This window comes from Deefgea chitinilytica, from assembly GCF_016881405.1.
Taxonomy (GTDB): Bacteria; Pseudomonadota; Gammaproteobacteria; order Burkholderiales; family Chitinibacteraceae; genus Deefgea; species Deefgea chitinilytica.
Genome location: NZ_WOFE01000001.1, coordinates 793835 through 810961, shown reverse-complemented (window position 1 = coordinate 810961; position 17127 = coordinate 793835). Strand labels below are relative to the sequence as shown.

At 47.6% G+C, this 17127-nt stretch carries 19 protein-coding genes and 1 riboswitch; all 19 genes read right to left on the bottom strand.

Annotation, left to right across the window (positions count from 1 at the left end; all coding sequences use genetic code 11):
- Positions 1–48: 48 nt before the first annotated feature.
- The 19 genes from pgsA to GM173_RS03630 all read right to left on the bottom strand — a co-directional run bounded on the left by pgsA (position 49) and on the right by GM173_RS03630 (position 17067).
- A complete protein-coding gene (gene pgsA / locus GM173_RS03720; RefSeq protein WP_203569968.1) occupies positions 49–624 on the bottom strand; it encodes a CDP-diacylglycerol--glycerol-3-phosphate 3-phosphatidyltransferase in 576 nt (191 codons plus the stop codon).
- Positions 625–728: 104 nt separating this feature from the next.
- Positions 729–2612: an excinuclease ABC subunit UvrC gene (uvrC, locus tag GM173_RS03715; protein ID WP_203569967.1), complete on the bottom strand. Its 1884-nt coding sequence runs from the start codon at positions 2610–2612 to the stop codon at positions 729–731.
- Between the two features lie 7 nt (positions 2613–2619).
- On the bottom strand, positions 2620–3114 hold the full coding sequence (locus GM173_RS03710) for a phosphatidylglycerophosphatase A family protein (protein WP_203569966.1): 495 nt from the start codon (positions 3112–3114) through the stop codon (positions 2620–2622).
- The gene (gene thiL, locus GM173_RS03705; protein ID WP_203569965.1) at positions 3111–4073 is read right to left on the bottom strand and encodes a thiamine-phosphate kinase; all 963 of its coding nucleotides are present in this window, start codon (positions 4071–4073) and stop codon (positions 3111–3113) included. Before thiL ends, GM173_RS03710 begins: the two co-directional genes overlap by 4 nt.
- Before the next feature lie 51 nt (positions 4074–4124).
- Positions 4125–4613: a transcription antitermination factor NusB gene (gene nusB, locus GM173_RS03700; RefSeq protein ID WP_203569964.1), complete on the bottom strand. Its 489-nt coding sequence runs from the start codon at positions 4611–4613 to the stop codon at positions 4125–4127.
- A complete protein-coding gene (gene ribH / locus GM173_RS03695) occupies positions 4610–5077 on the bottom strand; it encodes a 6,7-dimethyl-8-ribityllumazine synthase (RefSeq protein ID WP_203569963.1) in 468 nt (155 codons plus the stop codon). The genes nusB and ribH overlap by 4 nt, the downstream gene beginning before the upstream one ends.
- Position 5078: 1 nt before the next feature.
- The gene (ribBA, locus tag GM173_RS03690) at positions 5079–6182 is read right to left on the bottom strand and encodes a bifunctional 3,4-dihydroxy-2-butanone-4-phosphate synthase/GTP cyclohydrolase II (protein WP_203569962.1); all 1104 of its coding nucleotides are present in this window, start codon (positions 6180–6182) and stop codon (positions 5079–5081) included.
- Between the two features lies 1 nt (position 6183).
- Positions 6184–6888, bottom strand: coding sequence for a riboflavin synthase subunit alpha (locus GM173_RS03685; RefSeq protein WP_203569961.1), 705 nt, complete (start codon positions 6886–6888; stop codon positions 6184–6186).
- Complete coding sequence (locus GM173_RS15900; protein ID WP_203569960.1) at positions 6888–7049, bottom strand: YfgJ family double zinc ribbon protein; 162 nt, start codon at positions 7047–7049, stop codon at positions 6888–6890. The genes GM173_RS03685 and GM173_RS15900 overlap by 1 nt, the downstream gene beginning before the upstream one ends.
- Positions 7049–8158 (bottom strand): bifunctional diaminohydroxyphosphoribosylaminopyrimidine deaminase/5-amino-6-(5-phosphoribosylamino)uracil reductase RibD, encoded by a 1110-nt coding sequence (gene ribD, locus GM173_RS03675; RefSeq protein ID WP_373309330.1) that lies wholly within the window; start codon positions 8156–8158, stop codon positions 7049–7051. The genes GM173_RS15900 and ribD overlap by 1 nt, the downstream gene beginning before the upstream one ends.
- Before the next feature lie 2 nt (positions 8159–8160).
- Positions 8161–8613 carry a transcriptional regulator NrdR gene (nrdR, locus tag GM173_RS03670; protein ID WP_203569959.1) on the bottom strand — a complete coding sequence of 151 codons (453 nt, stop codon included), beginning with the start codon at positions 8611–8613 and terminating at the stop codon, positions 8161–8163.
- 191 nt (positions 8614–8804) lie between these two features.
- Positions 8805–10052 (bottom strand): serine hydroxymethyltransferase, encoded by a 1248-nt coding sequence (glyA, locus tag GM173_RS03665; protein ID WP_203569958.1) that lies wholly within the window; start codon positions 10050–10052, stop codon positions 8805–8807.
- Positions 10053–10149: 97 nt separating this feature from the next.
- Entirely contained in the window at positions 10150–11808 is a 1659-nt protein-coding gene (locus tag GM173_RS03660; protein ID WP_203569957.1) for a CorA family divalent cation transporter, read from the bottom strand.
- 37 nt (positions 11809–11845) lie between these two features.
- The gene (locus GM173_RS03655) at positions 11846–12394 is read right to left on the bottom strand and encodes a hypoxanthine-guanine phosphoribosyltransferase (RefSeq protein ID WP_203570366.1); all 549 of its coding nucleotides are present in this window, start codon (positions 12392–12394) and stop codon (positions 11846–11848) included.
- 43 nt (positions 12395–12437) lie between these two features.
- A complete protein-coding gene (locus tag GM173_RS03650) occupies positions 12438–13001 on the bottom strand; it encodes an adenine phosphoribosyltransferase (RefSeq protein WP_203569956.1) in 564 nt (187 codons plus the stop codon).
- A 12-nt stretch (positions 13002–13013) separates the two neighbouring features.
- Positions 13014–14306 carry an NCS2 family permease gene (locus GM173_RS03645; protein WP_203569955.1) on the bottom strand — a complete coding sequence of 431 codons (1293 nt, stop codon included), beginning with the start codon at positions 14304–14306 and terminating at the stop codon, positions 13014–13016.
- A gap of 81 nt (positions 14307–14387) precedes the next feature.
- Entirely contained in the window at positions 14388–14957 is a 570-nt protein-coding gene (locus GM173_RS03640) for a TMEM165/GDT1 family protein (protein WP_203569954.1), read from the bottom strand.
- Positions 14958–15037: 80 nt separating this feature from the next.
- A riboswitch (yybP-ykoY riboswitch) is annotated at positions 15038–15152 on the bottom strand.
- A 49-nt stretch (positions 15153–15201) separates the two neighbouring features.
- The gene (locus GM173_RS03635; RefSeq protein ID WP_239078226.1) at positions 15202–15672 is read right to left on the bottom strand and encodes a low molecular weight protein-tyrosine-phosphatase; all 471 of its coding nucleotides are present in this window, start codon (positions 15670–15672) and stop codon (positions 15202–15204) included.
- 33 nt (positions 15673–15705) lie between these two features.
- Positions 15706–17067 (bottom strand): L-serine ammonia-lyase, encoded by a 1362-nt coding sequence (locus GM173_RS03630; RefSeq protein ID WP_203569953.1) that lies wholly within the window; start codon positions 17065–17067, stop codon positions 15706–15708.
- Positions 17068–17127 lie beyond the last annotated feature (60 nt).

Below are 17127 nucleotides of genomic sequence, written 5' to 3'. Positions count from 1 at the left end.
AAAAGCCTTGATAAATATTGCTTGTATTAACATACATCAGGCATTTAATTAGACCGCGCCATCTTTAAATTGCTCAGCAGCTACGCGAAGGTAATAAAACATCGACCAAATAGTTAGTATTGCCGCCAGATACATCGCCACCGTACCCACCAATTGGGTCGAAACACCCGGAATGATGGGCTCGGACCAAACCAATAAAAAAATCGCCACCATTTGCGCGGTAGTTTTAAGCTTGCCAATAAAACTGACCGCCACGCTTTTTGCCTTCCCTAACTGCGCCATCCATTCGCGCAGCGCCGAAATGGTAATTTCACGACCAATAATAATGACTGCCAGCCAACTGGCGGTGCGGTCTAGCTCAACCAACAAAATCAACGCCGCAGCCACCATTAATTTATCGGCAACTGGATCTAAAAAAGCGCCAAATTGCGAGGTTTGATTCCAGCGTCGAGCCAGAAAACCATCAAACCAATCCGTAATAGCAGCTAATAAAAATAAGCTTGCTCCGACCATGTTTTGCCACGCCACAGGGTATTCCGCATGCGGCAAAGAAAAAACGCCGACAAACACCGGAATCAGCGCAACACGCAACCAAGTCAATAAAATGGGTAAATTTAGTGGCATTGAGATACTTTAAATGGATAGCAATATTGCGCGCTAATTCCTGCGACTAAGTCAACGACTCATCAAGCAAGAACGCGATGCAAGTTAACTTTTCTAAGGTTAAATCAACCTCGTAATGCAGCATGAATTTTGGTCGCCAGTGCTTGATTAATGCCCTCTACTTGCATCAATTCATCAACACTGGCCGCCTTGACCCCCTGCAAACCACCGAAACGGGCCAATAATTTCTGTCTGCGCTTAGGACCAACGCCTTCAAGCTCTTCCAAGCTGGAACTCACTCGGGCTTTAGCTCGACGCGCCCGATGACCTGTGATTGCAAAACGGTGCGCCTCATCACGAATCTGCTGAATTAAATGCAGACCCGGATGGTCGCGGCGTAATTGTACCGTGTTTCCTGTGCGCGGCACGATCAATTGCTCCAAACCTGCCTTGCGTGTCTCGCCTTTAGCTACGCCCAGCAACCATGGTGCAGTCAAACCAATTTCATTCATCACCTCAATTGCAATCCCCAGCTGCCCTTTGCCACCGTCAATCACAATTACATCGGGTACCACACCCTCACCCGCGGCGACCTTCTCATAACGACGCGTTAATACTTGCCGCATCGCCGCATAGTCATCACCTGATGTAATCGGTAAAAAACCTTCTTTTGCTACACCAGAAGAATCGGTGGCGATATTGTAGCGACGATATTCTTTGGGTTGCATGTCTTGCCTGTCATATACCACACAGGATGCCACGGTGGCTTCACCCATTGTGTGAGAAATATCAAAGCACTCCAACCGTTGCGTCTCTTCGGGCAAGCCCAGCGCCTCGATTAAAGCATTGAGTCGCCCAACTTGACTGGCTTGTTGGCCGATTCTTTGCAGTATTGCCTGCTGAGCATTGCGCTTTGACATCTCCAGCCAGATACGTCGCTCACCATTTGGATTGGTATTGATTAGGACTTTGCGCTGCGCCTGCTCAGACAATAATTCTGCAAGATTGGCCGTATCTTCGGGCGCGGGCGAGCACAAAATGACACCCGGCGCGCTGCGTTCTAAATAATGCTGCGCCAAAAACGCATGTATTACCGCTGCGGGTGTGTAATCATCAGCGTGACTTGGGAAAATGTTTTTATCCCCAACATGCCGCCCACCTCGCACCATCGCCAAATTGACGCACAAAATACCTTCGCTTTCTACGCAAGCGACAATATCAGCGTCCATTTCGCTAGTAGTGGATGAGACAAACTGCCGCTCTTGTACTTGTGTCAAAGCTTGAATTTGATCACGTACAACAGCCGCCGCTTCAAACTGCCAATCTGCAGCGAGCGCCTTCATTTTTGATTCAAGCTGAGCAATCACTTCGGTTTCTTTGCCAGTCAGAAACAAGGTCGCATTGGCGACATCTTGTCGATATGCCTCAGGTGAAATTAAATCCACACAAGGCGCAGAGCAGCGTTTGATTTGATGTAATAGACAAGGTCGTGAACGATTGGCAAACACCGAATCTTCGCAAGTTCTAAGTAAAAAAACCTTTTGCAGCAACTGAATACTTTCTTTGACAACATAACCATTTGGAAACGGGCCAAAATAGGTATTTTTTTTGTCTAAAGCACCACGATAATAGGCAAGCCGAGGACTACGATGCCCGCTCAGCATCACATAAGGATAAGACTTATCATCTCGAAACAAGATGTTATAGCGAGGACTTAAAGCTTTAATTAAATTATTTTCAAGCACCAACGCTTCAGCTTCAGAGCGAACTACGGTGGTCTCAATACTCGCAACTTGCGCCAACATCAAGCGAATGCGTGGACTTTGATCGTTTTTCTGGAAATATGAACTAACGCGTTTTTTTAAGCTTTTTGCCTTGCCTACGTACAGCACAGTGCCATCGCTCGCTAAATAGCGATACACCCCAGGCAAATCTGGTAGATTTTTTACGACGAGCAATAGAGCTGCGCGTTGCGCCTCGACATGATCAAGTGGAGTAGAGTCCGCCATCCCCAACTCACAGATACGGCGCTAGCAACAAAATGGGGACGATTGCAAAGCCTGCCGCCAAGATATCATCAATCATCACGCCAAATCCGCCTTTGACATATTGATCCAGCCAGCGAATCGGCCAAGGCTTAAGGATGTCAAAAAATCGAAACAGTACAAATGCGAGCAACCAAGCGGCCCACGTTGGCGGCGTAACACACAAAACTAAGCACATTGCGATAATTTCATCGATGACAATCCCTCCGTAGTCGCCCACCCCCAAGGCTCGGCCAGTTACATCGGAAGCCCAAACACCCAATACAAATAAGGGCACGCACAGTAAAGCAATTTCAATATTTGAAAAGAGCAACTGCAGCAACGCAAACAAAGGTAAGGCCGCCAGCGTCCCCCACGTGCCAGGGGCGCGCTTGGCCAAACCGCTCCCAAAACCTAGCGCGATAAAATGCGCTGGATGCATGAATAGAAAGCGCAGATCAACGATTTGAAGAGGTGCTTGTTTCATTTAAAATGATCAAACCCAGTAAACGGTAAAGCCATCAATTGACCCGCTTCATCAAACACTTGCACCAAAGGGGTGTTTGCATTTGGGCAAGTTATAGTGCCGACTCGAAATAGTGGTGTATTTAACGCCCCCCCCAAACGCTCGATTGCCTCACGATTTACCACGGGCGCGGTAAAGCACAGCTCGTAATCATCGCCACCCGCCAATACTGCCTCGCAGATCAACTCAGAACTTAACCCATTTAATTCAATGGCTTGCGGAACATTTTTAAAGTCAATTATAGCCGCGCACCCTGCCTGCTCACAAATATGCGCCAAGTCACCAATTAGACCATCGGAAATATCTAGCGCCGAATGCGCCAAGTCTCGCAAAGCCAAACCCAATTTAACGCGAGGCTGCGGTAAATCCAGGCGTAAATCACAACGCTGAGCCAGCGTCGCATCAAGCACCACCCGACCAGTTCGATGCATCACCGCTGCTGCTGCTGCACCTAACGGCCCTGAAACCCAAACATCGTCACCCAATTGCGCGCCACGGCGAAGCAAAGCCCGTCCTTTTGGCACTTCACCCGCAATTTGAATCGAAATAGACAAAGGGCCACGAGTGGTGTCGCCACCGATCAGTGGCAGATTAAATTGATCAGCCAGTGCAAACATGCCGCGGCTAAATGACGATAACCAAACTTCATTCATTTCAGGCAAAGCCAGCGACAATGTAAACCACGTTGGTTTCGCCCCCATCGCAGCCATGTCCGACAAATTGACCGCCAAACATTTATGACCTAGCCGCTCAGGATCCGCATCAGCAAAAAAATGCCGCCCAGCGACCAGCATATCGACCGAGATAGCAAGCTGATGATCAGGACTGATGGAAACTAAGGCAGCATCATCACCAACACCCAGATCAATTCCCGGCGCTGGGCGCGTGAAGTATTTAGCTATTAGATCGAATTCATTCACAGCAGACACCCTGCCCGATTACTCGGGCAGTTATTGGAATTGAAATGGCGGTTAGCCGTTACGACGTTTTGCGGCAGCGGCGGCAAATTCATCCGCTCGCACCAATGCCGCCAATTTATCCAGCACACCATTTACGAAACGATGGCCATCAGCCCCACCAAACGACTTGGTGAGCTCAATTGCTTCGTTAATAATGACCGGATACGGTGTTTCTGGCATCGAGACAATTTCAAATGCAGCAACATACAAAACAGCCATCTCAACAACACTAACTTCATCCAAGGGCCGCTCAACATGGGGCTCAAGCGCTTTCGTCAACGATCCAATATCTTTAATCACACCGAACAACACAGCGCGAAATAAGATTTCATCGCACTTTGCAAAATAAGGCGTGCTATCGCGCAAGAAACGATCAATGCTGCTGCCACTATCATTGCTCATTAACCATTGATAAACCCCCTGCATCGCAAATTCACGAGCACGACGGCGCGCAGACTTTGGCTTTGGGCGGGGTACTACTGGAGTGCTTGCTTCGGTCATGCTTGTAATGCCTTAATTAAATTAGCCGTTTCAACGACAGTACGGGCCGCATCGCGTCCCTTTTCAGAAATTCGCACTTCCGCTTGCTCATCGGTATCGGTCGTCAAAATCGCATTAGCAATTGCGATTCCCCAATCTAAACCGACCCGGGTAACGCCAGCCCCAGATTCATTCGCCACCAATTCAAAATGATAAGTGTCACCACGAATCACCGCGCCCAATGCAATCAATGCATCAAAACGATCGCTCTCAGCCATTGTTTGTAGCACTACCGGAATTTCTAATGCGCCAGCTACGCTGACTAGTAAAATATCTTGCTCAGCAACGCCTAGTGCCACCAGTTCAGCCAAGCAAACATCGCGCAACCCTTCGCATACGGGCGTATTAAAGCGGCTCATCACAACACCAACCCGCAAACCCGCACCTGACAAATTACTCGCTATGGTAGGGATATTCTTCAACATACTATTTTCCTTTTGGTGCCTCAAAGGCGGTAATTTCGAGCCCAAAGCCCATCATGCTTGGGATTTTCCTTTCCGGTGACATCAGACGCATACGTCCAACACCTAGATCTTTCAACATCTGCGCGCCGATACCATAGGTACGCATATCCCATTTCTGCACTTGATTTAATTTCAGTTCAGGTAAAGCCCGACTTAACACATCGGCACCCAGCTCTGTTCGGTGCAATAAAATCACCACCCCTTTACCTGCAGTATTGATCGCGGACAGCGTCGCCTCGATATTCCAAGAATGAGAGCGAGAATCAAGGTCAATCCAATCCATCACCGACAATGGCTCATGTACTCGAACCAAAATTTCTTCATCAGGACTTGGCTGCCCTTTAATCAGTGCCAAATGCGTGGCAGAAGTTAACTTGTCTTGATAAACCGCCAAATCAAACTCACCAGCAAATGTGCGTACTTTACGCCGCCCCACACACTCGACCAACGATTCCGTTTCACTACGGTAGTGAATCAGATCGGCAATCGTACCGATTTTTAGCTGATGCTCTTTGGCAAAAACCAGCAATTCAGGCAAACGCGCCATCGTGCCGTCTTCATTCATGATTTCACAGATCACCGAAGCTGGCGTTAGGCCCGCCATCATGGCTAAATCACAGCCTGCTTCAGTGTGACCGGCGCGAACGAGCACCCCACCAGGCTGGGCCATAATCGGAAAAACATGCCCTGGCGAAACTAAATCGCTGGCTTTTGCACTGAATGCGACCGCTTTTTTAATCGTTAATGCACGATCATGCGCGGAGATTCCCGTTGTGACACCCTCAGCTGCTTCGATGGAAGCGGTAAAATTAGTACCAAACGATGAACCATTGTTCTTAACCATCGTAGGCAAATTCAATAATTGGCAGCGTTCTTGATTGAGAGTGAGGCAGATCAGACCACGACCATATTTCGCCATAAAATTAATTGCTTCTGGCGTCACAAAATCGGCAGCAAGCACTAAATCACCTTCATTTTCACGATCTTCTTCGTCAACCAAAATCACCATGCGACCCGCACGCAATTCGGCAACGATTTCTTGAACGGGAGAAATATTAACGGTCATCTTACATATCCTTATTGGTCGGCAACGTCAGTGTATTAATATCGACCCCTTGCTGAGCCAATAAGGCTTCCAGTGCTGGCAATAGTGTGCCCAAACGATCCTCAAGGCATTCACGCACCGTATCCACAACGACTTGCGTAGCACGCTCGATTTCAATATTTAACTGATCGCCAACTGTTTTATATTCAAAAACCGTCATGCGGCGAGTTTCTGGAATGAGCCAGACCTCAAACCAGCCTTCGCTTTTATTTACCTCAGAAACCGTTAAGCTAGCACCGTTAACTGCAATATATCCTTTCGCAAATACATAGCGAAGCGCTTCTTTTGGTACGGCAATCCGCATGCAATAGTTATTTGCATCTTGACGCACCTGCATCACGGAGGCGGTAAAGTCGACATGTCCAGACAGTGGATGACCACCAATCTCTGCACCATCTTTAGCCGCTCGCTCTGCATTGACGCAATCCTCAACGGCATACTGCGCCAGCGTGGTGATTTTTAAGCTCTGCAGCATCACATCAAAAAAGAGCCGATTGTCCGGCTCGATTTGTGTCACGGTAAGACAGACTCCGTCAATTGCAACGCTAGCCCCAATTTGAATATCGGCACAAAATCCCTCGGGAAAAGCAATCTCAAAAGTACGAATGCCTTCACGATCAAGCACCGACTTAATCCGGGCAACGCCCTGCACAATACCGGTAAACATTATTGTTTTTCCTCGAAAACTTCAGGATTGGCGGCTTTTACCCGTTGCGAGGACTTCAATTCATTACAATGATTGCAAAAATAGCTCTTCGCACCACAAGCCATCAAAACCTCAATAGACTTACCGCAGTCTGGGCACAAAATGGGTTGCTGTTCGGTCACTAGCTCACTCCTTGCAAAACAGATTGGACATTAGTAAATCGCAAAGTGATACGTTGATCAACGCCAACCATACGTCGCTCATAGACTTGTGGCTGATATTGATCGGCTAAATTCACTAAATTAAAACTCGCCAAAGGACGCCCTTCGCCAAGTAGTATGGGGGCCTGATAAAGAACTAACTCATCAACCAAACCGGCCTGTAAGAACGCGCCACTCAAAGTGCCGCCAGCCTCAATGGTAACTTCATTAAATCCTCTCTGTGCCAACAGGGAAACCACTGCGGGTAAATCAACGCGCTCGCCTGACTCATCAGAAAGGACATGCACTTCAGCGCCATTGGCTTCAAGCAAAATCCTGCGTTCAGAATCTTTAGCGGTGATAATCATCACCTTACTCTGCTGCAAAATTTTTGCATCGCAAGGCGTACGCAGCTGGCTATCTAAAATCACCCGCCACGGTTGGCGCAGCACTGTAAATTCACGCACATTCAATTGCGGATCATCAGCAAGAACTGTTTCAATGCTCGTTATCATCGCACAACTGCGTGCTCGCAAACGCTGCACATCGGAACGCGACGCTGAACCAGTAATCCATTTCGATTGTCCATCTTTTAATGCAATACGACCATCCAGACTTGCCGCAGTTTTAATACGAACCCAAGGCCGCTTTAAAATCATCCGAGTGAAGAAGCCTTTATGATGCTCCAGTGCTACGTCGCTCAAGACGCCAACATCAACTGTAATTCCGTGCTGCCTGAGTCGATCAATACCTTGACCCGACACGAGGGGATTGGGATCGCGCAGCGCGACGACGACCCGAGATACTTGCGCTTGAATTAAGGCATCAGCGCACGGAGGGGTTTTACCAAAATGGCTACAAGGTTCAAGTGTTACATACGCCGTTGCCCCCTGCGCAGCATCACCCGCCATCGCCAACGCCATCACTTCTGCGTGCGCGCCACCTGCGACTTGACTATGACCGTAACCAACAACTTGCCCTTCTTTCACAATAACACAGCCAACGCAAGGATTAGGCGAGCTATTGCACTCACCCTCAGCCGCATAACGTAGTGCGGTCGCCATCATCGCAAAATCAACGGTCTGCACCACGCTTATTCCTTGCTCACTTCACGGATCACATCGCGAAAATCTTCCACATCTTGAAATGAGCGGTAAACCGATGCAAAGCGGATATAAGCCACCTTATCTAGTTTAGCGAGCTCCGCAATGACCATTTCTCCGATTTGGCGCGACATAATTTCACGCTCACCGACAGTAAGAACTTTTTGAATAATGCGAGAAATCGCTTCATCAACCAAGGGGGTAGGTACGGGACGTTTGTGTAAGGCACGTAAAAAGCTAGTGCGAACTTTTTCGCGATCAAATTCGACGCGTTGGCCGTTTTGTTTGACAACCTGTGGCATGCGAACTTCTGCCGTTTCAAAGGTGGTAAAGCGCTTGTCGCAAATAGTGCAACGACGACGACGACGCACCACATCGCCCTCATCAGAAACTCGTGAGTCAACCACCTGTGTATCAGGCGAGCCGCAAAATGGACATTTCATAGCACTAAACCCACAAAGAACGAATAAAGAACATCTTAAACTGTTTACCTAAAAACAAACAGCCAAGCCAGAGCAAAGGTTAATTTTTACCATATGTATATCGATAAAAGCTTTGATTGAAAAGGCTTTGATTGATATACATACAAATAAAGGCGGGGCAGACGCCCCACCTTTTAATTCAAACAGATAACTTAAGCAACATACACAGGGAAGCGCGCTGTCAGTGCTTTTACCTTCGCTGCAACCGCATCAATATTGGCTTGATCTTCAGGATTATCCAATACATCAGCAATCAAATGCGCCACTTGGATCGCTTCAGCCTCTTTAAAACCACGCGTTGTGATTGCAGGCGCACCGATACGAATACCAGAAGTCACAAACGGGCTTTCTGGGTCGTTCGGGATTGCGTTTTTATTAACGGTAATGTGTGCTTTACCCAAGTACGCATCAGCAGCTTTACCAGTTAAACCTTTAGGACGCAAATCTACCAAGAAGACGTGTGATTCGGTGCGGCCAGAGATAATGCGCAAGCCGCGTTCAGCCAAAGTAGCGGCCATTGCTTGTGCGTTTTTAATCACTTGAGCTTGATAAGCTTTGAACTCTTCAGTCGCTGCTTCTTTAAATGCAACCGCTTTGCCTGCGATCACATGCATCAATGGACCTCCTTGCAGCGTTGGGAACACGTTTGAGTTCAAAGACTTTTCAAACTCCGCTTTAGCCAAAATGATACCGCCACGTGGGCCACGCAAAGTTTTATGCGTAGTCGACGTTACGAAGTGCGCGTGTGGCACTGGATTTGGATACACGCCAGCTGCGATTAAACCTGCGTAGTGCGCCATATCAACCATGAAGTAAGCGCCTACTTTATCGGCGATTTCACGCATACGTGCCCAGTCAAAACGAAGCGCATAAGCCGAGGCTCCGCCAATCAAGAGCTTAGGCTTGGTTTCCATCGCGACGCGTTCCATATCGTCGTAATCGATTTCTTCGTTTTCGTTTAAACCATAAGCAACAATATTAAACAACTTGCCAGACAAATTGGCTGGTGAGCCATGCGTCAAGTGACCGCCGTGCCCCAAGTTCATACCCATTACGGTATCACCCGGTTTCAGGATCGAGAAGTAAACCGCTTGATTAGCTTGTGAGCCGGAGTGTGGCTGTACGTTGGCATACTCAGCGCCAAACAAAGCTTTTACACGGTCAATCGCCAATTGCTCAATCACGTCAACGTGTTCACAGCCGCCGTAAAAACGCTTACCAGGATAACCTTCTGCGTATTTATTAGTCAGTTGTGAGCCTTGTGCTTCCATGACAGCTGGGCTGGTATAGTTTTCAGAAGCGATCAATTCGATGTGTTCGTGCTGGCGAACAACTTCGGCAGCCATGGCTGCTGCGAGATCTGGATCGTAAGAGGCAATAGTTTGTGACTTCGAGAACATAAGCGAATCGCTTCCGATGGCCGTTAAAAGATGTGCGATTCTACCACGTTCAGCACAAATTTGAGATGCACAATCATCACTTCTTCATGCAGCATTTTCATACTTTCTTTCGTCGCCAAATTTTCAGGAAGACGGAAAACTTAGCTGCCCACGACATCCGCTCATCAGCAATCGCATCCAGCAACTCAGAAAACACCTTAGACTTAGCCACAGTAAAGAAAGTTAAAAGTAGCATTACAACAAAAACCAATACAAAATACAGCATACGATTCACGCTAGACTCTTCGGCTAACGAAAATAAATTCATACCCAAAAAACCCGTGACCGTTGTGCCAATCAGCCCCAAAATTGTCACCACAGTCAATCTCACCACGGTATCTGCTTGGCGGCGCAAATCATCATTTTCTAAATATTGACTCATGCTTTGGATTGAATCACGAACATCCTGATGCAGCCGACTTACTGCTAAATGACGATGCAACATTTGATAAATTTGGTCTGAAACAATTTGATTTGAAACCTCGCGAAACCAGTAGCGCTGATTAAAGCGTAAAAAAGCCTCCTGCAAGTGCCGAGTTTCGCGCTTAAATTGCCGAATTGACTGCGTATCTTGCAAATTAAGATTAGCCAAAGCAACTGCCAGCCGATCCGAAAACATCAATAACGCTGCCTTATGAAAATGCGCAATCAATGCCAACAGAAAATACTGATGCCGAAATTGCCCTAGCGCTCCAGTATATGGGTCGGCAAAAAACTCACTACCATGCGCACCAACCAAAACAAACGCATGACCATTGCACATCATTCGCGTCGAAGCCGAAATATGTTTGCGCTCGGGAATCCAAAACCGATCAAAGCAACAGTTTTGTTCAAACTCCTCAAACACCTTACGCGTATACGGCAAAGCATCACCATCACCGGGCTTAGTGACCATCCCGAGACGATAGAAATCTTCTTCGGCAAGAGCAAAAGGATCATCAACCGCTACATAGGCCATAATTGGCATCCGGTGATATTCAATTTGTCGATAACGAATTGCGCCCACCGCTGCAGAATGGTGAAGCACCAAGGGACTAAGCAAATACTCCCAATGCTCCGCCATTTTAGGCGCACGATGGGCACCAAGGTGCGATAAGTATCCTGCACGATTTTCATAATCAGACGCAGCCAGCACCTCGCCACGCTCATCGAGCCAAGCTACTTTTCTTAAACAACTAGCCGCCGTATGATCCTCATCCCATTGAGCGGGAAAAGCACGACCAAAGCGAAACAAGGCATCCTGAACCCGTTTTAATGGCAAGTTTTCGCCTTGAATCTCAAACGCCAGAATAACAACATCAATATCGTAAAAAAAATACAAGTCTATGTGCGCAACCGAAAAATGGTGCACTGCACCATCTTTAAACATCATGACAATTTTACGGATATCATTACGACGAAACACATGCAAAGGAGATTGACCGAATTGATCAGTTTTTTGATTGCTTAAGCGCCCTTCCCCATAAAGAAAGCGCTGAACATAAGGCAGAAAGGTGACAAATTCGCGGTAATGTCGTTCTTCAAAATCAGCCGGATCACCGTCAAACTCAGTAGGGCGCGGCTGCCAAGGCGAGCCCGCCTCAGCAAAATCCAACATTTGCAGCCAATGGCGACCCATTGTGCGCCCCTGCCCCTTCACCTCACAAGGCATCAGTTGCAAGGGCCAAATTAGAATCTGGCGAAAATGCTTAACAATAATATCTGCGCTGGTTGCCATTTCACCCTCCGTGATTGCAAACAGCGCAGCCGACTGATTACAATCCTTTTACGGCATAGACTGCCATGGTATTACGCCAATAACCTTGGTAATCCATTCCGCAGCCAAACAAGAATCGATCTTCAACTTCCATTCCAACAAAATCAGCCTTAATCCCAGGCGCTTTACGATTGTGTTTTTTATCAATCAATACCGCCACATGCACTGCGCTCGCCCCTTGCTGCTTGCAATATTCAACAATAGCCGCCAAGGTATGGCCTTCGTCTAAAATATCATCAACTATCACTACCGTGCGGCCTCGCAAATCTTCGCGCGGCTTCACTTTCCAATCCAGCTCGCCACCGCTGGTTTCATTGCGATATCGCGTGGCATGCATGTAAGAAATTTCAAGCGGAAAACGCAGACGCGGCAACAAATGACCAGAGACAATCAAACCGCCATTCAAAACGGTATAGACCACAGGATTGGTGTGTGCCAAGGCGGCGCACATCGCTTCACCCATTTTATCGAGCGCAGCATTAACTTGAGCTTCATCATGAAGACAGTCAGCGTTATCAAGAATAGTTCTAGCCTCAGGCAATTGCATCGTCACGATAAATCCTTTTAATAAAATTCAATACTTTGCTGACTTAGTGCCCAGCAAAATCACACACAGTAAACAGAGGAATGCCTTCTTGCTTGACCAATTTTGAGCCGCCTAACTCGGGCAAATCTACAATTGCCGCAGCCTCCACAACTTCAGCACCAATTCGTCTTAACAAATTAGCAGCCGCAATCATCGTTCCACCCGTGGCCACCAAATCATCAATAAGCAGCACACGATCACCAGACTTGCAGGCGTCGGCATGCAACTCAACCGTCGCCGAGCCATATTCCAACTCGTACTCTTCTGAAATAGTATCAAAAGGCAGCTTGCCTTTTTTCCGAATCGGCACAAAACCCAAATTTAACTCGTATGCAACCACCGCACCCAAAATAAAGCCACGGGCATCGACACCAGCAACCACGTCTAACTTTTGATCCATGTAACGGTGAACAAAAATATCGACCAAAACACGAAAAGTTTTCTTATCCTGCAATAGCGGCGTAATGTCGCGAAACATCACCCCAGCTTGCGGCCAGTGAGGAACAGTACGAATCCGCGCGCGAATATATTCTGCGTACGGTGGCTCATCTAAGCTGGGATTTATCATTTTTAGACTCTCTTAGTGGAAAAAGGCGAATTTAACAATCCACAAAGCAGTGATCACCAAAACGGCCACGCTCAAATCTTTATAACGACCAGCAAGGAGCTTGATTACGGTATAGCTAATAAAACCAAAAGCGATACCATCCGCAATCGAAAACGTAAATGGCATTGCAAAAGCGGTCATTACTGCAGGCGCCGATTCGGTCAAATCATCCCACTCGATCTCCGCTAAGCCGCGCGCCATTAAAACCGCCACATAGCACAAAGCTGGTGCAGTCGCATAAGCTGGCACAGTTGCTGCCAATGGCGAAAACCACAATGCAGCCAAGAACAATAACGACACCACTAAGGCAGTCAAACCCGTACGGCCACCAACGGCAGTGCCTGCAGCTGACTCAATGTAAGCGGTAGTTGATGAAGTCCCCATCGCAGCACCAGCAGTAATGGCTACCGAATCAGCGAGCAGTGCTTTTTTCAAGCGGGGCAACTTACCGTCTTTGTCTAGTAAACCGGCGCGATGAGAAACACCGACCAAAGTACCCGTGGTATCAAACAAATCAACAAAGAAAAATACAAAAATAACCCCAAGCAATCCTGCGTTTAGCGCACCAGCTAAATCCATTTGCATCAAAGTCGGTGCCATTGAAGGCGGCATTGAGAATACGCCTTTAAACTCGCTCAAACCCAACACGATAGATAATACAGTCACCGCCAAAATCGAAATAATGATAGAGCCATGAATTTTGCGATATTCCATTGCCACAATCATGAAAAATCCCAAAATTGCCAACAGGGTCTGTGGTGCATGAATATTCCCCAAAGTCACTAAAGTTGCTGGCGACCCAACAACTACGCCGGCATTTTTTAGCGCAATAATCGCCAAAAACATACCGACACCAGCAGAAATTGCTAACTTCAATGAATGTGGAATAGCATTGACAATCGCCTCACGAACTTTAAACAAGCTCACAACCAAGAAAATAATCCCGGAGATAAACACTGCACCCAGCGCCGTTTGCCATGGTACGCCCATGCCTTGCACCACAGTAAAAGTAAAATAGGCATTCAAACCCATGCCAGGAGCCAAAGCGATTGGATAATTGGCAACGAGCGCCATAATGGCCGTCCCCATTGCAGCGGCCAAGCAAGTCGCAACAAAGACTGCATTAAAATCCATGCCGGTCAAAGCTAAAATCGACGGATTAACAAATACGATGTAAGCCATAGTCAAGAAGGTTGTAAAACCCGCTATCACTTCCGTTTTTACATTTGTTCCGCTCTCTTTGAGCTTAAAAAAAGACTCCAACATAGCCAACTCTCCGTACTATTTGTTGTTTTACCATCAAAATAAAAAACGAGCCCTTCGGCTCGTTCTTATGCCTTATTTTTTTTAGCCTGCAACGCCCAGCAAAGCCATTACGCCTATCGCAGCAAAAATAGCCGCCGCAACAAATCGCACCATTCTAAGAATATGCATGCGCGATGAAATCCAGTTGCCCAAATAGACCGCAGGCACATTAGCCAACATCATGCCAACCGTAGTTCCCAACACAACTTGCCACAGCGGGGTGTATTTTAAAGCAAGTGCAACGGTTGCAACTTGCGTTTTGTCACCCATTTCAGCCAAAAAGAAGGCAATGGTGGTCGCCACAAAAGCACCATATGGTTTAAGCTGCGATTCTTCTTCTGAGATCGTATCGGGCACCAAGGCCCATGCAGCAATCGCCAAAAAGCCCAAGCCGACAATCCAGCGCAAAATATCAGCAGAAACCAATCCCGCTACCTGTTGGCCAATCCACGCAGCAGCAAAATGATTTAGTACTGTAGCAACAAAAATGCCCGCAACAATCGGCAATGGCCGACGAAAACGGGCAGCAAGAATCAGAGAAAGCAATTGAGTTTTGTCGCCCATTTCGGCAATAGCAACAACACCCGTAGAAATCAAAAATGCATCAAACATAACAGCGCTCCGGATGGGCAGGACATGAAGCTACCGCCGCGGCCCATCCATGAGCACGGTCAATAGCTTCAGGTCTCGTCAGGCGAAACTCAATCCGTTTCACTGCCAGTGCCATGCGCATAAGCGCAAATATGTTGACACTGGCCTTGTATTGATTGGATAAACAATCAACGCAAGCGACTACTCCCCCGAAGGGTAAGGCGGCATTTTATCCCCAATTTTGCTTCAGGCGCAAATAAGGGATTTACCTTGCTTGCAAAAAAGGTTGCAAAATACCTTGGCAAGCATCTTCAACTAAATCAAGGACATACTCAAATCCTTGCTCGCCACCATAATACGGATCAGGCACTTCTTGCTCGGTGGTTTGCGATGCAAATGATAAAAATAATTTGATTTTCTGTTGATACGCCGCAGGACAATGCTGGGTGAGGTAATTTAAATGACTACGATCCATCGCCAAAATTAAATCATACTCTGCGTAATCAGCCTGCTGAACTTGCCGCGCGCGCAATTTCGACAAATCATAACCACGTTGCTTCGCGTGCTTTTGTGAACGGCGATCAGGGGCTTCACCGACGTGATAGCTTTGAGTTCCAGCTGAATCGACCTCGATCCGCCCCTCTAACCGATGCTGTGCAATCAAATGCCGTAACACGCCATCCGCAGTTGGACTACGACAAATATTTCCGGTGCAGACCATAAGTACTTTCTGCATAAACCCAATCCTATTCTTTCAAAAGCCAATATTCTAACAAGCAGGCACGCCAACAGTGAGCGCCAAACCACCTAAGGAGGTTTCCTTATAGGTGTTGTGCATATCCATCCCTGTGCGATACATGGTTTCGATGACTTTATCGAGACTCACTTTGTGCTCGCCACTTTCCAACAAAGCTAGCTGAGCGATTTTAATGGCTTTTTCTGCCGCCACGCCATTGCGCTCGACGCATGGAATTTGCACCAAGCCACCGACCGGATCACACGTCAGCCCCAAATGATGCTCCATACCGATTTCAGCGGCATTCTCAACTTGCTCTAAAGTACCGCCCAATACAGCGCAATACGCCCCCGCAGCCATTGAGCAGGCCACGCCCACCTCGCCTTGGCAACCGACCTCAGCCCCCGAAATCGAAGCGTTCATTTTGTACAGCATACCAATCGCCGCGGCAGTCAGCAGAAAATCAACAATCCCCGCTTCACTCGCAGTCGGCGTGAAATTGCGAAAATACTGCAGCACTGCAGGAACAATACCTGCCGCGCCATTCGTTGGCGCAGTCACAATTCGCCCCCCACTGGCGTTTTCTTCGGACACGGCAAACGCATACACCATAGGCCATAACATAAAATCAGCGCGCCCCGTTAACTGCATTCCCACCATTTTGCGAAAAATCGCAGGCGCGCGACGCTTGACGTGATAAGCACCAGGCAATTCGCCCTCGCGGGTACAGCCATGATGTATGGATTGGTGCATTACATTAGCGATTTCTAACAATTTGATTCGCACCTCAGCTTCCGAACGGATCACCAACTCATTCGCCAGAACGATTTGCGCAATGGTTTTATTTTCGGCACGACAATGCGCCAACAGATCAGCGGCCGTGCGAAACGGAAATGGCACGACATGCTCGTTTACAGGCAGATTTAACTGAGCCTCGGTACTGACAAAACCACCGCCAACCGAAAAATACGTTTCTTTCGCCAGCTCATTACCGTCAAAATCAAACGCACGAAACCGCATTCCATTGGCGTGCTGCTTAAGAAATAAATGCTTATGCAATTGCAAATCTTGCGAGTAACTAAACGCAATGTCATGCACGCCAGACAATCTCAATTTCGCGTCAGGCTGCATCAACTGTGCTAGACGAATCGGCACTAGATCAGGATTAATTTCTTTGGGTGTATTGCCCTCTAGCCCAAGCAATGTAGCGCCTACCGTACCATGCCCCTCACCTGTTAACGCTAGAGAGCCATATAGGTCAACAACAACCCTGCTGACCAATGGTAATTGCTCCGCCAATTGATCAACAAAGCTTTTCGCTGCCACCATCGGCCCCACTGTATGCGAGCTCGATGGTCCAATTCCAATTTTGAATAAATCAAACACACTTAACATCGACCACTCCCCGAGCAGCGGAATCACTGTTCGCAATTAGATAGGTCGTGTTGTGCACCA